This window comes from Bacillus ndiopicus (assembly GCF_000612805.1).
GTDB lineage: Bacteria > Bacillota > Bacilli > Bacillales_A > Planococcaceae > Metasolibacillus > Metasolibacillus ndiopicus.
In genome coordinates this window covers 73365-89117 of the sequence record NZ_HG964406.1, presented here as the reverse complement: position 1 = coordinate 89117, position 15753 = coordinate 73365, and the positions used below count along the sequence as shown (strand labels likewise).

Genomic DNA, 15753 nt, shown 5'->3' with positions numbered 1-15753 from the left:
ACAAGATGACGGTAGAGACAAAATTGGCGTTATCAGCAGAAGAAGTACGCTCGTTCTCACAAAGCAACAATGAGCCAGCGTGGTTTGCTGATTTCCGTGCAGATGCACTTGCAAAAGCAGCTGAACTAGCATTACCAACGCCTGATAAAACAAATATTACAAAGTGGAATTTCACTGAATTCCCTAAACATACAGTAGAAAGCGCAGCGTATGCATCATTAGATAGCCTACCAGCAGAAGTGGCAGCTTTAATCGATGTAGAAGGTCAACAAAACCTTTACATCCAACGCAATAACACACCAGCATTTAGCAAAGTTTCAGAAGAGCTAAAAGCAAAAGGTGTTATTTTCACAGATATTCAAACAGCGGTTCGTGAACATAGCGATTTAGTACAAAAATATTTCATGACAACAGCCGTTAAAGTAGATGAGCATAAATTAGCAGCTTATCATGCAGCACTTGTAAATGGTGGCGTATTTGTTTACGTGCCACGCAATGTTATTGTAGAAGAGCCATTACAAGTTGTTTTTGTTAACGATGATACAGAAGCTTCATTATTCAACCATGTACTAGTTGTAGCTGAAGAGTCTTCAAGTGTAACATACGTTGAAACATACGTATCAACGATTGAAGAATCAAAAGGGCTAGCGAATATTATCGCTGAAGTTGTTGTTAAAGATAATGCCCAAGTAGTATTTGGTGCAGTAGATGTACTTGCAAAAGGCTTTACAACATACGTAAACCGCCGTGCAAATATTGCGCGTGATGGTAAAATCGAGTGGGCGCTAGGCTTAATGAATGATTCAGATACAATTTCTGAAAACATTTCACACTTAATCGGTGATGGCTCAGTTGCTGATACGAAAACAGTTGTTGTAGGTCGCGGAACGCAAAAGCAAAACTTCACGACAGAAGTACGTCATTGGGGTAAAAACTCTGATGGACAAATTTTAAAGCACGGTGTAATGAAAGACGGTGCACAATCTATTTTCAACGGTATCGGTAAAATTGAGCACGGTGCAACGAAAGCAAATGCAGAGCAAGAATCTCGCGTTTTAATGCTTTCTGATAAAGCACGTGGCGATGCTAACCCAATTCTTTTAATTGATGAAGACGATGTAACAGCAGGACACGCGGCATCTGTAGGTCGTGTTGACCCGATTCAATTGTACTACTTAATGAGTCGTGGTATCTCAAAAGCAGAGGCAGAGCGTCTTGTAATTCACGGATTCCTTGCGCCAGTTGTTACAAACTTGCCAATCGAAGGCGTTAAAAAGCAACTGACGGAGGTTATCGAAAGGAAAGTTCGATAATGAATATAAAAGACATTAAAAGTTATTTTCCTGTGTTAAATCAAGAAGTAAACGGGCACCCGCTCGTTTACCTTGATAGCGCAGCGACGTCGCAAAAACCCATTCAGGTGATTGAAGCATTAAAAAAATATTATGAATTTGATAATTCAAACGTGCATCGCGGTGTGCATACTTTAGGAAACCGCGCTACGGATTCTTACGAGGGTGCTCGTGAAAAAGTACGTAAATTTATTAATGCCCGTTCTACTAAGGAAATTATTTTTACTCGTGGTACAACAACTGCTTTAAATACAGTGGCAGCAGGCTATGGTCGTCAAACGCTGCAAGAAGGTGACGAAATTGTCATCACATATATGGAACATCACTCAAATATTATCCCTTGGCAACAGCTTGCAAAGGAAAAAGGTGCTGTTCTGAAATATGTTGATTTACAACAAGACGGCACTCTTTCTTTAGACGCAGTACGTGCAGCGATTACAAACAAAACGAAAATCGTTTCTATAATGTATGTGTCAAACGTTTTAGGTACGATTAATCCAATTAAGGATATTGCTAAAATTGCACATGACAATGGAGCAATTATGGTCGTTGATGCAGCGCAAGCAGCACCGCATGTAAAAGTAGATGTCCAAGATTTGGATTGTGACTTTTTAGCGTTTTCTGGGCATAAAATGTGTGCGCCAACAGGTATTGGTGTACTATATGGAAAAGAGGCGCTTTTAGACAAAATGGAGCCAATTGAATTTGGCGGAGAAATGATTGATTTCGTAGGTTTGCAAGAATCAACATGGAAAGAGTTACCGTGGAAATTTGAAGGTGGTACACCAATCATTGCGGGAGCAATTGGTTTAGGCGCAGCAATCGACTTTCTAAACGAGATTGGCTTAGACAATATCGCTGCACATGAGCATAAATTAGCCGCATACGCAATGGATGAGCTAGAGAAAATCGAAGGCTTACAAATTTTCGGCCCTCGCGATCCAATGCAACGCTGTGGACTTGTGACATTTAACTTAGATGATGTACATCCACATGATGTTGCGACAGTGTTAGATATGAACGGAATCGCAGTACGAGCTGGTCACCACTGTGCTCAACCGTTAATGAAATGGCTTCAAGTTACTGCAACAGCGCGTGCAAGCTTCTATATGTACAATGATGAAGCGGATATCGACCGTTTAGTTGCAGGACTGCGCTCAGCGAAGGAGTATTTCAGCGATGTCTTTTAATAATTTAGATCAACTATATCGTTCCGTTATTATGGAACATTATAAAAACCCTCGTAACAAAGGGATTTTAGAAGAAAATAACGTCACAATCGACATGAACAACCCTACTTGTGGCGACCGCATTCATTTAACTTTAAAATTGACTGACGGTATTGTGGAGGATGCGAAATTTGATGGTGAAGGCTGTTCAATTTCAATGTCTTCTGCGTCGATGATGACGCAAATTGTCAAAGGGAAAAAGCTTGAAGAAGCGCTAGAATTAGCAGATATTTTCTCAAAAATGATGCTTGGTGAAGAATACGACCTAGATAAATACGATTTAGGTGATGTAGAAGCGTTACAAGGTGTATCGCAATTCCCAGCTCGTATTAAATGCGCGACATTAGCTTGGAAAGCGATGGAAAAAGGCGTGAAAAGTGAAGCGCAATAATTACAATTGAACGGAGGAGAAATAATGGCTAAAAAGATGCCTGATATCGGCGATTACAAATATGGCTTCCACGATAAGGACGTATCAGTTTTCCGTTCAAAACGTGGTTTAACAGAAGAAATCGTTCGTGAAATCTCAAATATGAAAGAAGAGCCACAGTGGATGCTTGACTACCGCTTAAAAGCTCTTGAGCAATTTTATAAAATGCCAATGCCTCAATGGGGTGGCGACCTTTCAGCATTAAACTTCGATGAAATTACGTATTACGTAAAGCCGTCTGAAGCAACACAACGCTCATGGGATGAAGTACCTGAAGAAATCAAAGCAACTTTTGATAAATTAGGTATTCCTGAAGCAGAGCAAAAATACCTTGCTGGTGTATCTGCTCAGTACGAATCTGAAGTAGTTTACCACAACATGAAAAAAGATTTAGAAGACTTAGGTATTGTCTTCAAAGATACGGACTCAGCATTAAAAGAAAATGAAGATATTTTCAAGCAATACTGGGGTACAGTAATTCCTTACGCAGACAATAAATTCGCTGCTTTAAACTCAGCGGTTTGGTCAGGTGGCTCATTCATTTACGTGCCACCAGGTGTAAAAGTAGAAACACCATTACAAGCGTACTTCCGTATTAACTCTGAAAACATGGGTCAATTCGAGCGTACTTTAATTATCGTAGACGAAGGCGCACACGTACACTACGTAGAAGGCTGTACAGCACCTGTTTACACAACAAACTCTTTACACTCAGCAGTCGTAGAAATTATCGTGAAAAAAGACGCTTACTGCCGCTATACAACAATTCAAAACTGGGCAAATAACGTTTATAACCTAGTAACGAAGCGTACAGTAGTTGACGCAAACGGTACAATGGAATGGATTGATGGTAACATCGGTTCAAAATTAACGATGAAATACCCTGCATGTATTTTACGTGGTGAAGGTGCGCGCGGTATGACTTTATCAATTGCATTAGCAGGTAAAGGTCAACACCAAGACGCAGGTGCAAAAATGATTCACCTTGCACCAAACACATCTTCAACAATCGTATCGAAATCAATTGCACACCACGGCGGTAAAGTTTCATACCGTGGTATCGTTCGCTTCGGTCCTAAAGCGACTGGCGCACGTGCAAATATCGAGTGTGATACTTTAATTATGGATAATGAATCTACTTCAGATACAATTCCATACAACGAAATTTTAAACGATAACGTGTCATTAGAGCACGAAGCAAAAGTTTCAAAAGTATCAGAAGAGCAATTATTCTACCTTATGAGCCGTGGTATTTCTGAGCTTGAAGCGACAGAAATGATCGTAATGGGCTTCATCGAGCCATTCACGAAAGAATTACCAATGGAATATGCAGTAGAAATGAACCGCCTTATCAATTATGAAATGGAAGGTTCTATCGGTTAATATACAATTTACCCCGTCACAGTATGTGGCGGGGTTTTTTATGTAATAATAAGCTACTGATTGTGGTACTCTAACTACTATATCCTAATAAATTTAAAGGAGTGTTGATGATGGTTGGCGTTGAAATTGATATGGTCGTAACAGATAGTTTAAAGGCATTAGTATTATATGAGAAAATTTTTGATATTGAACGTGTAGAAGTGACAGATTTTCCTCCTGGCAAGAATGAAGCAGTTTTTAAGTTATATGACGTAAGGTTCCATCTGTTAGATGAAAATCCTGAATATAAAATGATTGCGCCTAAACCAGATGATCCAAAGCCAATTTGGTTTAATATTTTAGTACCAAACATCGCAGAAACCTATGAAAAAGCAATGAAAGCTGGCTGTAAAGAAGTACAAGCAGTAACAGAAATGTCTGACTTCGGTATATCAAATGCCATGTTTAGCGATCAATTCGGCTATCTTTGGATGCTACATGAGCTGCACAGAGTAGTCAGCTTTGAAGAACGTGTACAAATGTTAGGAGAAGAAGGAAGAAATAATCACTAACAAAAACTTAGCAAGCCAAAAAGACAATTTTCATGTCACATATAAATGATTTGCTAAAAAAATTTATGCTAATCACAATCGTAGCTGCGCGAACCTCTAGTGCCCATAAATATGCAGGGAGGTTCGCGTAAAAAACAATAGGATTCCATCCATTTTTATGTAATAATTTACTTGTAGCTAGCTCGTATTATAAATATTGAACTATATATAGGCGGTAAAATAAAAAACAATCTATATGTTGCGTCTCTCTCTGTATGGAGAGAGTGGATTGAAATTTTTCCGCTGCAATCCAACATAAAAAAATGCATGTGTCTCTCTCTGCATGGAGAGAGTGGATTGAAATTATGCTACACATACGCAGAAGTTGTACAAAATCTGTCTCTCTCTGCATGGAGAGAGTGGATTGAAATAAAATGGTCAATCTATTGGCCATGCATGGAATTTGTCTCTCTCTGCATGGAGAGAGTGGATTGAAATTCCGTTAATAGGGTATGGGTTAACGGTTTCTTGTGTCTCTCTCTGCATGGAGAGAGTGGATTGAAATCAATGTTACACTAGTGTTTGTATTATTTAGAACTTGTCTCTCTCTGCATGGAGAGAGTGGATTGAAATACGCCCGGCTGCCTCAGCAAAATATACACGTGACGTCTCTCTCTGCATGGAGAGAGTGGATTGAAATGGCATAAGTTTCTCCCCTTACAATTGATTCATCCATTCGTCTCTCTCTGCATGGAGAGAGTGGATTGAAATCATCAGGTTACTTGCGCCGCGAGTCACTTCGTTGTCTCTCTCTGCATGGAGAGAGTGGATTGAAATACCAGTTGCGTGAGCTAGATAATGATGCGGAAAACGTCTCTCTCTGTATGGAGAGAGTGGATTGAAATCTTTAGGTAAAGGTTATATGATAGACACATTAGGTCTCTCTCTGCATGGAGAGAGTGGATTGAAATGGGGATTCGACCATTAGTTGTATAACCCCATAATAGTCTCTCTCTGTATGGAGAGAGTGGATTGAAATCTAACTTTCGCGATAAAGCAATTGTTGATTTTTGTCTCTCTCTGTATGGAGAGAGTGGATTGAAATTCAATGATTTGAACCATTTCAGACACAAATTGTGTCTCTTTCTGTATGGAGAGTGAATCGGGCTTTGGAAAAGTAAAAAAGACAGGTAGTGTAAAACCATATTTACATGTATGATTAATGGTTAGTGCGAATGTGAAGCAAACATGATTTACTAAGGGGATTCGCACCAGAATTTAAAGTGATTTCTCATTAAAATGGGGATGATTTTAGGTAAATATAACCTTGAAGATTTATTTTTTAGTGAAAAAGAGTGATAAATATTATTTTTATATGATTTTTCACAGTTTCTCTCTTCATAGAAAGAATGGATTGAAATTTATTTGCCGTAGTTGAAGTTGAACTTTTATTAACGTTTCTCTCTTCATAGAAAGAATGGATTGAAATTTGTTGAAGGTGTAACTACCCTGCCATACTTCGGTTTCTCTCTTCATAGAAAGAATGGATTGAAATCTTTAGCTCCCAGATACTTATGAAGGTCAGTTCGTTTCTCTCTTCATAGAGAGAATGGATTGAAATATCTCATGCATCATGCGGTACAGCATTTTATCACGTTTCTCTCTTCATAGAGAGTATGGATTGAAATACATTCTGTGGAGGGAAAGGAGATGCTGCTAATGACGTTTCTCTCTTCATAGAGAGAATGGATAGTATAAATACAAAATAAAATGGTTGTCGAGAAAGTAGGATTATACCTAATTTCCTGACAGCCATTTGCGTTTTTATTGTGATTTTTTGTCTTTTCAGCATTGCCCTCTCTTTTTTGATTAGCCACGATAGCTGTCTTGCCATGCTAGTAGCTTGCGTTCAAGTAGACGCACAAAGGAGTCTGTTAGCTTTCCAGCGATAGCAAATACACAGATGCCTACAAAGACGATATCTGTTCGCATATAAGCACGTGCATCTTGAATTAAATAGCCAATTCCTTTATCAGCGCCCATTAATTCTGCGACAACTAAGCATAGCCAAGAGGCGCTTAATGAAAGGCGCACACCTGATAGCACATTGGGCATTGCTCCTGGTAAAATAACCTTTGAAATTTGCTTAAAGCGGCTAAACTCTAAAATACGTGCTACATCAAATAGTTTAGAGTCAACATTGCGCACACCTAAAAAGGCATTGACATACATAGGGAAAAAAGAACCCATCGAAATTAAAAGTATTTTAGATAGCTCACCAAAGCCAAACCATAAAATAAATAAAGGTGTGATTGCCAGTAGCGGTACTGTTCGCAGCATTTGAATTGTAGGATCTAATAGTTGCTCAGAGCGTTTGTATAATCCAACGATTAGACCGAACAACAAACCAAGCCCACCACCGATAACAAAGCCTGACATAGCCCGTATTACGCTAATTTGTAAATGGTGCCACAGCTCTCCTGACACAACAACTTCATAGAAGCTTTGAAGAATTGTAAGGGGAGGTGGAAAAAGCTGTGCCGAAATCCACTCAAGAGACGAGGCGGTTTGCCATAAAATTAGGACGATAATAGGAATGATGGCCCCTTGTGCAGTGCGAATAAAAGATTTACTTGAAAACATAAGAATACAATCCTTTCTTGCGATGTTAAATTGACCAATCATCCTCAATTTGATCATCATGATTCAACGCATTAATGACCAATGTTCGCAGCTCCTGAAAGGAGGGGCTTATGCGATTTCTAGGGAAGGGTAAATCGATTGAAATAATTTGTTTAATACGTCCTGGCTTAGCATCCATTACAATGACGCGATTGGATAAAAAAATGGCCTCATCAATATCATGTGTAACGAGCAACATAGATGTTTTATTTTCGCGCCAAATATCGAGTAAAGATTCTTGTAAATGATTACGTGTAAAGGCATCGAGCGCTCCGAATGGTTCATCTAATAGTAAAATATCAGGCTTGCGCAGTAATGCTCGAGCAATAGCAACACGCTGTGACATCCCACCTGAGATTTGTTTTGGATAAGCTTTTTCAAAGCCTGTTAGTCGCACAAGCTTTATCATATCTGCCACACGCTGTTGAACTTCTTTATCCTTTAAGGAGAGGTCTGCTGCAATATTTCCTTCCACTGTTGCCCACGGGAAAAGGCGATGTTCTTGAAAGATAAAGCCTTTTTCCTTGCTTGGTCCTGTTACTTTTTGACCGTTGAGCGATACATGACCCTCATAGGCAGTATCAAGACCAGCGACAATTTTTAAAAGCGTACTTTTTCCACAGCCACTCGGCCCGATAATAGATACAAATTCTTGATTTTTTAAGGTAAAATCAATATTTTTTAAGACATGGTTTTCTTGATTGTTTGAACGAAAAATTTTATTAAGCTGTTGAATTTCTAATGCAGCTTCTGTCATGAATAACCTCTCCTTTCATTAGTTTGTATTTTGTAAAAACTTCACTGTAGTAGCAAGGAATACATTCATGCCAATAAGCAGTGCTCCTTCATCAATCGTAAACTTTGGATGGTGATGAGGGTAAACGATGCCTTTTTCCTTATTACCAGCCCCAATGTTGAAGTAAGTACCTGGTACACAATTTAGGAAAGCAGAAAAATCATCTGCTGCCATATTCGGCTTAATTGTGTAGAGGGCATCCGCCCCATACAAGTCTGTAATGGCTTCAGCAACAACAGCAGTAATGGACGCATCATTAATGAGTGGGGCATAGCCATATTGATAAGAAAATTCATATGTTGCACCGTGTGCCTCTGTAATTCCTTTTACAACTTGTTCCATTTGTTTACGTATATCCTCGCGCAGCGCTGGTTGTAGACAACGTACTGTGCCTCCAAGCGTTGCACTTTCAGGAATCACATTATGTGTAAAACCAGCATTAAATTGTGTAACAGAGAGCACGAGCGGCTCTGTTGGCTTGACATAGCGTGATACTAAATGCTGTAAATTGGTAACGACTTGTGAACCAATCGCAATGCTATCGATAAAAGTATGTGGCTCTGCAGCATGTCCACCTTTTCCATGAATCGTAATATTGAAAATATCTGGTGAAGCTAACATCGGACCAGCAACAACGCCTACTTTACCTACTTCAATAGGGGATTGTAAATGGGCACCGATAATCGCATCGACATTTTCCATAACGCCAGCAGCAATCATTTCCCTCGCACCACCTGGCGGTAGCTCCTCAGCATGTTGGAAAATAAAGCGAACTTCTCCCGCAAGCTCTGCCTGATGAGCCGATAACACCTTGGCAACACCAAGTACAGTTGCCGTATGTCCATCATGCCCGCAAGCATGCATCGCACCCGTTGCTTGAGAAGTAAACTGTAAATCCGTCTCTTCTTCAATCGGTAGTGCATCAATATCAGCACGAATCGCTAATACTTTGCCAGATTGTGCACCAACTAAACGTGCCATGACACTTGTAGGTGTTGGTCGACTAATTTGTAAATGGGGGAAGGAGTGCAGCACCTTTTCAATATAGTCAGCTGTTTTATGCTCATGAAAAGAAAGTTCAGGATGTTGATGTAAATAGCGACGCCATGCAACAACCTCCTGCTCAATCGCTGTAGCCTCTGTAAGTAAACGTTCGACTAGCATAATGTAAAGCCCCCCTTAATTATTTGTCGTTAAACTGCAATCGATTGCGTTCAATTTGTGTTAAATGTTTTTCTACATGCTTGCAAATAAAGTTATCAATAATATGTGCTACTGAAATAGGCTCCTCTTGCTTTAAGCCGTATCTTAGCCATTGCTCCTCAGATAATTTTTCAAGTAATGTTGCATTATAATTTGTAAGGACATCATACGTCGTTAAAATATCAGCTATATTGCTGTCTGAAAATTGCTGAACAGCCACCCAATCTTCATGGGCAAATGTCACAATTTGAGTAACAGGCTCTGCAATAATTTTGCGGATGCGATAAGAATTAATAATATTAGAGTCAAGTAAGTGTCCAATAATTTCTTGGATGCTCCATGCTTGCTCATTCGGCTTCCATGTCAATAGCTCCTCCGATACAGATTCAGCAGCCTGACGGATTTTTAATGCAGTTTGTTTATAATTTTCAATTGATTGTTGTCGATTGTTAGTCATTTTCAACCACTCCTATTCATTATTGAGATAAATAGAAAGAGGGCACATGTCCCTCTTTTTTTATTATTTTAGCGCCTTGTCGATATATGTGTTGTCATATGCTTTACTAATGTCGACTGCATCTTTAATTGTGCCTGTTTCCAGTAAAATATCAGCAGTTGCTTGCATTGATTTTTCTACTTCATCTGTTACTGGTGTATTAATGTACTGTGTGTAGTCCACTAATGTTTTAACTAAATCGCCATCCATTTGTTTTAGCTCTGCTAATGTAGCGGCAGCCTCTTCTTTATTTGCATTTACCCAGTCCACTGTTTTTTGGTAAACACGTAAGTAGGCTTCAGTTAACTCAGGGTGCTCTTTAATGAATTTATCGCGTCCAATCATAACTGCTGGTGCAGTTATGCCCATTGTTTCCACACTTTCTACAATACGTGCACGATCCGCCTGTACCTCTGTCGTCACATATGGATCCCAAATGCCCCAAGCATCTACTTTATCTGTTGTAAAAGCAGAGTATGCTTCATCTGGCTGAAGTTCGACAAGTTTGACATCTTCTAATGTTAAATTATTTGCTTCTAATGCTTTAATTAAGAAAATATGTGCAGATGAGCCTTTAGCAATGGCAATTGTTTTTCCTTTTAAATCAGCAATCGATTGAATCGGGCTATCTTTTTTGACGATAATACTATTTTGATTTCCTTGTAAGCCAATTGTTGAAATTACTGTAAATGGCATATTTGCTGATTTACCTGTTACAACTGTTCCGTCTCCGATAAACGAAAAGTCCACACGGTTTGATACAAGACCTTCTAGTAACGGGACACTACTTTGGAAATCATGCCATTCTACCTTGGCGTTGTGTTTCGCAAACTCTTCCTCAAACCAACCTTTTTCTTTTGCAATAGCTAATAAAGTAAGCCCACCATTTAAGGCGATATTCACAGTTACTTCTTCTTCCTTACCACCGCTTTTTTCCTCTTTGCCACATGCTGCTAATAGTAAAACAACAGCAGTAAGTAATAAGAAGCTAATCTTAAATTTTTTAAATACTTTGTTCATACGAATCTCCAACTCCTCTAATGAATTTATTTTTGCAATAAAGAAGGGAATTAGTTGCTGGCATTTGCTTTTTAACAGTCAGCGAATTCTTCTTTATTGTAAAGCGAATGTGAAACTATATTAGGTAGTTTATTATTTCATAGTAAATTAGTAAAGATACTATGATTTATGTTAATATAACTGTAGGTTATGGATGGAGGGATTTGCATGAACATTGAACAATTTGAATATATTAACGCTATTACCAAAACAGGCTCAATTTCAGCTGCGGCTGAACAATTACACGTTAGTCAAGCTGCTATTAGTAAATCAGTAGCGCGACTGGAGGATGAACTAGGGTTTAAGCTTTTTAAGCGCTCACGAACTGGAACAGAGGTAACACCAAGAGGCGCTATTGTCATTGAAAAGGCTTATCGCATTTTATCGACAATAGAAGAAATTAAGGAAGAGGCACAAATTGAAAAGCAAATGCTTGATGGGGAGGTGCGCTTTTCGATTGGACCGAATTTTATGGCTGTTTTGACGAAATCCGTTATTGCCTTTAAACAGGCCCATCCGAATGTGGATCTTACGATTATGAGTAAAAGCACTGAGGAGGTGCTAGAGGATTTAAATGAAGATCGTGCTGATTTAGGGCTAATTTATTTGTATGAGCAGAACGAAGAGTTAATGAAAGAGCTGCTTATACATAAGATTATGGATTCGAGAATGGTTGTATGCACTGGGAAGGGGACACCTTTAGCCTCTAAAAAAAGTGTGACACCACAAGAACTACTATCTTATAGTTTTGTTAATATCGATGGAAAGTTTTCTAATTGGTATTTAGAGGATTTTAAAAATAAATATGGTCCTGTTCAATTGATTTTCAAATCAAATAATATCGAGCTATTAAAGCGGACCATAGCGGAGGATATGGCGATTGGTATTTTTATTGAATACAGCATGCTAAATGATCCGTTCGTACAAAATGGTGATATTGCTATTGTGCCATTAGTCGACCATGAGCCGAAGCACATTACACTCGGCTGGGCAATCTCGGAGCATAAGCACTTTTCCCTTGCGCAAAAGGAATTTATTAAACATCTATTGCATGAATATCATAATTTAAATGTTTAAGAAAGATGACATATACCAGATAATAATTAAGAGTATCAAACTGCGCGAACCTCAAGTGTCCATAAATTTGCTAGGAGGTTCGCGTAAAAAACAGAATATGTTTTATCGTTATTATGGAAGTTTTTACTTCTATTTGAATTGGGATATTTGTTAATATCTATATATAGATATTATAATAGATGATAATCTATATATTGCGGTCTCTCTCTGTATGGAGAGAGTGGATTGAAATCCTCTAAATCCTCGTTGGTAATATCACCTTTAATGTCTCTCTCTGTATGGAGAGAGTGGATTGAAATTTCAAGGAAGGATCGCATCGATGCACAAAGTTGCGTCTCTCTCTGTATGGAGAGAGTGGATTGAAATAATCCAGAAATAAAGAAAGATATACTCCAAACAGTCTCTCTCTGTATGGAGAGAGTGGATTGAAATTAAACCAGATACCGACAACACTCTTTCAAAACGTCTCTCTCTGTATGGAGAGAGTGGATTGAAATTACTGTTCAGGTTATAAAGAAGAACCTAAATGTAATGTCTCTCTCTGTATGGAGAGAGTGGATTGAAATCACATTTACAACCTTTTTCTTTTGCTAAATCCCGTCTCTCTCTGTATGGAGAGAGTGGATTGAAATATCTGCCCCCATACCAAATGCTTGCATTGTATCAGGTCTCTCTCTGTATGGAGAGAGTGGATTGAAATGGTGCAGAGGCTTATAAGCATTGGGCGATTTTGCGTTGCTCTCTGTATAGAGAGGGAGATTAAAATACGCTGTTTTTGTATGGATTCGAAAGTAGCCATGAATTAAATTTTAGTGAAGTAAAAAAAGGGCGGGGGATTAACTAAAAAAACAATCACCTAAATATGAACAATTAACGGCAAGTGCGAATGTGAAGCAAACATGATTTACTAGGGGGATTCGCACCAGAAATGAAAGTGATTTTCCATTAAAATGGGGAGGGTTTTAGGTAAATATAACCCTGAAGATTTATTTTTTAGTGAAAAAGAGTGATAAATATTATTTTTATATGATTTTTCACAGTTTCTCTCTTCATAGAGAGAATGGATTGAAATTTCTAACGTTCCAGGTAGGAAACCTTGCTTCAAGTTTCTCTCTTCATAGAGAGAATGGATTGAAATCGATTACGTCATACCCTGCTAATTTATAGCCCATGTTTCTCTCTTCATAGAGAGAATGGATTGAAATCATGACCCTCTCTAAATCTTGAGATGTTAGAAGTTGTTTCTCTCTTCATAGAGAGAATGGATTGAAATGCCGCTTGAAAAGATGGTTAAAAAAGCAAAAAGAGTTTCTCTCTTCATAGAGAGAATGGATTGAAATGAAAATAAATACTTTTATAATCTGTATCGCATTACGTTTCTCTCTTCATAGAGAGAATGGATTGAAATTGCAGATGTATTTAACAATGTCCTACTATCTCCGTTTCTCTCTTCATAGAGAGAATGGATTGAAATTAGCAATGCAGCGGCTTGTGGCTCGGTGATACTATCGTTTCTCTCTTCATAGAGAGAATGGATTGAAATCGGATATTTCGGTTTTAAAACTTGTATCATCCCGGTTTCTCTCTTCATAGAGAGAATGGATTGAAATCATAGTGTTGCCACTCATAGACTCGAATGCAATCGTTTCTCTCTTCATAGAGAGAATGGATTGAAATCCAAGCGCTTGGGAATATCAAATTAGACAATAAGTTTCTCTCTTCATAGAGAGAATGGATTGAAATCACCACCTTCTGGATGGTCTTCCCATCAAAAATTATAGATGCAATCAAGTGCTAAGCCACATTTTCACTAAAACTAAACAAATTAATTGGTAATAAAACTATAAAAAATGGCTAAGAAAGTGTAAAAATTATTAGAATATTCTATATATAATTTATGGTAGCTGGAAAATTACTTTGCAAAAAATGGAGGTTGGAATTGGATGAAAGTAAAACTTAAAGGAAAATACGTTATTTACTGTGATAATGACAATCATCGTTTATTGGAAGATGGGGAAGTCGTTTATGAAAACGATACGATTATTTACGTTGGTAAAGGCTATGATGGGCAAGTAGATGAAGTGATGGATGTTGGTGAATCTATTATTAGCCCGGGCTTTATTGATTTAGATGCTTTGGGTGATATTGACCATGATGCTATTCATGTTGAACAGCCTGCAACAAAATCAAAAAATCTACTTTGGTCACAGGAGTATGTTGAAGCTGGACCGCAGGAGTTTTTCACAGAAGAAGAAGAGGCATTCAAATCGTTATATGCATATTCTCAATTAATTTTAAATGGTGTTACTACTGCGATGCCGATTACATCGGTATTTTATAAAAAATGGGCAGAAACGTATGAAGAATTAGAGGCTGCCGTACATAATGCAGGGAAGCTAGGCTTGCGTGTCTATTTAGGCCCTAGTTATCAATATGGCATAAGAGAGGTTACACCAGAAGGCGATACGAGAGTTACATTCAAAATTGAACAAGGTGAAGCCGGCTTACAACGAGCTGTTGATTTCGTGAAAAAATACGATAACGCCTATGATGGACTTGTCAAAGGAATGCTTGCACCGGAGCGCATTGAGACGCAGACAGAAGAAAGCCTTATTCAAACGAAAAAATATAGTGAGGAACTTAACTGTCTTATTCGACTACATGCAGCACAAGGAGCTTTTGAATACAATGAAATCAAGCGTCTCTATAATAAAACACCGATTCGCTATTTATACGACATTGGCTTTTTAGATAAAACAACGGCTATCCCTCACGTATGCTGCACTGCTGAGTCAATGGGAGACTTGGAGAAGTACGGGAGCGATTTAGAGCTTATTAAGGAAACTGGAGCTACAGTTATTCACTGTCCGTTAGTTATAGGAAGACACGGCGAGGCGATTAATTCATTTGCACGCTACCGAGAAAAAGGAATTAATATGGCAATGGGAACAGATACTTTCCCACCGGATTTCTTCCAAAACATTCGTACAGCAACAATTTTATCACGCCTTTTATCTAAAAAAGTAGAGGGCTCAACATATGCTGATTTATTTAGAGCAGCAACGATTGGTGGAGCGAACTTCCTAGGACGTGAGGATTTAGGAAGAATTAAGCCGGGCGCTAAGGCAGATATGATTGTTGTGGATCTTTCGCAATTCCATATCGGCAATATTGATGATCCGTTTCGCACAATGTGCTTAACAGCATCAGGCTCAGATATTAAAATGTCAATTATTAATGGGCGAGTTGTGATGAAGGATCGCCAAATTCCAGGTATTAACCTTGAAGAATTAAAAGAAAAAGGTCAAAAATATTATAATAAATTGAAGCAAAGCTATGTTGTAAGAGATTATCAGCAATTAGGCGAAGAGAAGCTATTCACGCCAGCACTTCAAGAATATAAATAACCAGTAGAGTTGCCCGAAAAGCAGGCTAGCACGCCGCTTTTCGAGCAGCTTTTTGATGTTTGGCTAATTTTTAACAAAGTTTAAAATGAATAAGTAAAGCTGAATTTTC

Annotated in this window: 12 protein-coding genes and 4 CRISPR repeat arrays; of the genes, 7 read left to right on the top strand and 5 right to left on the bottom strand. The window is 38.4% G+C overall.

What is annotated here, in order from left to right; genetic code table 11:
• Positions 1-5 precede the first annotated feature (5 nt).
• The 5 genes from sufD to TY13_RS11895 all read left to right on the top strand — a co-directional run bounded on the left by sufD (position 6) and on the right by TY13_RS11895 (position 4945).
• Positions 6-1313, top strand: coding sequence for a Fe-S cluster assembly protein SufD (sufD, locus tag TY13_RS11915; protein ID WP_042476176.1), 1308 nt, complete (start codon positions 6-8; stop codon positions 1311-1313).
• On the top strand, positions 1313-2542 hold the full coding sequence (locus TY13_RS11910; RefSeq protein WP_042476174.1) for a cysteine desulfurase: 1230 nt from the start codon (positions 1313-1315) through the stop codon (positions 2540-2542). Before sufD ends, TY13_RS11910 begins: the two co-directional genes overlap by 1 nt.
• Positions 2532-2972 carry a Fe-S cluster assembly sulfur transfer protein SufU gene (sufU, locus tag TY13_RS11905; RefSeq protein WP_042476171.1) on the top strand — a complete coding sequence of 147 codons (441 nt, stop codon included), beginning with the start codon at positions 2532-2534 and terminating at the stop codon, positions 2970-2972. Before TY13_RS11910 ends, sufU begins: the two co-directional genes overlap by 11 nt.
• A 24-nt stretch (positions 2973-2996) precedes the next feature.
• Positions 2997-4394, top strand: coding sequence for a Fe-S cluster assembly protein SufB (gene sufB, locus TY13_RS11900; RefSeq protein WP_042476168.1), 1398 nt, complete (start codon positions 2997-2999; stop codon positions 4392-4394).
• A 110-nt stretch (positions 4395-4504) separates the two neighbouring features.
• Positions 4505-4945: a VOC family protein gene (locus tag TY13_RS11895; RefSeq protein ID WP_042476164.1), complete on the top strand. Its 441-nt coding sequence runs from the start codon at positions 4505-4507 to the stop codon at positions 4943-4945.
• A 242-nt stretch (positions 4946-5187) separates the two neighbouring features.
• Positions 5188-6029: a CRISPR direct-repeat array (repeat unit 33 nt; unit sequence GTCTCTCTCTGTATGGAGAGAGTGGATTGAAAT).
• 282 nt (positions 6030-6311) lie between these two features.
• Positions 6312-6612: direct repeats of the CRISPR family, unit length 33 nt.
• A 181-nt stretch (positions 6613-6793) separates the two neighbouring features.
• Here the strand turns inward: TY13_RS11895 and TY13_RS11890 are convergent.
• From TY13_RS11890 to TY13_RS11870, 5 genes are all read right to left on the bottom strand, one after another.
• Positions 6794-7567: an ABC transporter permease gene (locus TY13_RS11890; protein ID WP_042476162.1), complete on the bottom strand. Its 774-nt coding sequence runs from the start codon at positions 7565-7567 to the stop codon at positions 6794-6796.
• Between the two features lie 25 nt (positions 7568-7592).
• Positions 7593-8363 carry an ABC transporter ATP-binding protein gene (locus TY13_RS11885; protein WP_042476159.1) on the bottom strand — a complete coding sequence of 257 codons (771 nt, stop codon included), beginning with the start codon at positions 8361-8363 and terminating at the stop codon, positions 7593-7595.
• Between the two features lie 18 nt (positions 8364-8381).
• Positions 8382-9566: an amidohydrolase gene (locus TY13_RS11880; RefSeq protein WP_042476156.1), complete on the bottom strand. Its 1185-nt coding sequence runs from the start codon at positions 9564-9566 to the stop codon at positions 8382-8384.
• 19 nt (positions 9567-9585) lie between these two features.
• Positions 9586-10062 (bottom strand): DinB family protein, encoded by a 477-nt coding sequence (locus tag TY13_RS11875; protein ID WP_042476153.1) that lies wholly within the window; start codon positions 10060-10062, stop codon positions 9586-9588.
• 63 nt (positions 10063-10125) lie between these two features.
• Positions 10126-11121, bottom strand: a complete 996-nt coding sequence (locus tag TY13_RS11870; RefSeq protein WP_042476150.1) for an aliphatic sulfonate ABC transporter substrate-binding protein — start codon at positions 11119-11121, stop codon at positions 10126-10128.
• Positions 11122-11328: 207 nt separating this feature from the next.
• Between TY13_RS11870 and TY13_RS11865 the strand changes: the two genes are divergently transcribed.
• Both TY13_RS11865 and TY13_RS11860 read left to right on the top strand, forming a co-directional pair.
• A complete protein-coding gene (locus TY13_RS11865) occupies positions 11329-12237 on the top strand; it encodes a LysR family transcriptional regulator (RefSeq protein ID WP_042476148.1) in 909 nt (302 codons plus the stop codon).
• Between the two features lie 199 nt (positions 12238-12436).
• A CRISPR array of direct repeats spans positions 12437-12937; the repeat unit is 33 nt; unit sequence GTCTCTCTCTGTATGGAGAGAGTGGATTGAAAT.
• A 338-nt stretch (positions 12938-13275) separates the two neighbouring features.
• Positions 13276-13980: a CRISPR direct-repeat array (repeat unit 33 nt).
• 200 nt (positions 13981-14180) lie between these two features.
• Positions 14181-15644 carry a chlorohydrolase family protein gene (locus TY13_RS11860; protein ID WP_042476146.1) on the top strand — a complete coding sequence of 488 codons (1464 nt, stop codon included), beginning with the start codon at positions 14181-14183 and terminating at the stop codon, positions 15642-15644.
• Positions 15645-15753 lie beyond the last annotated feature (109 nt).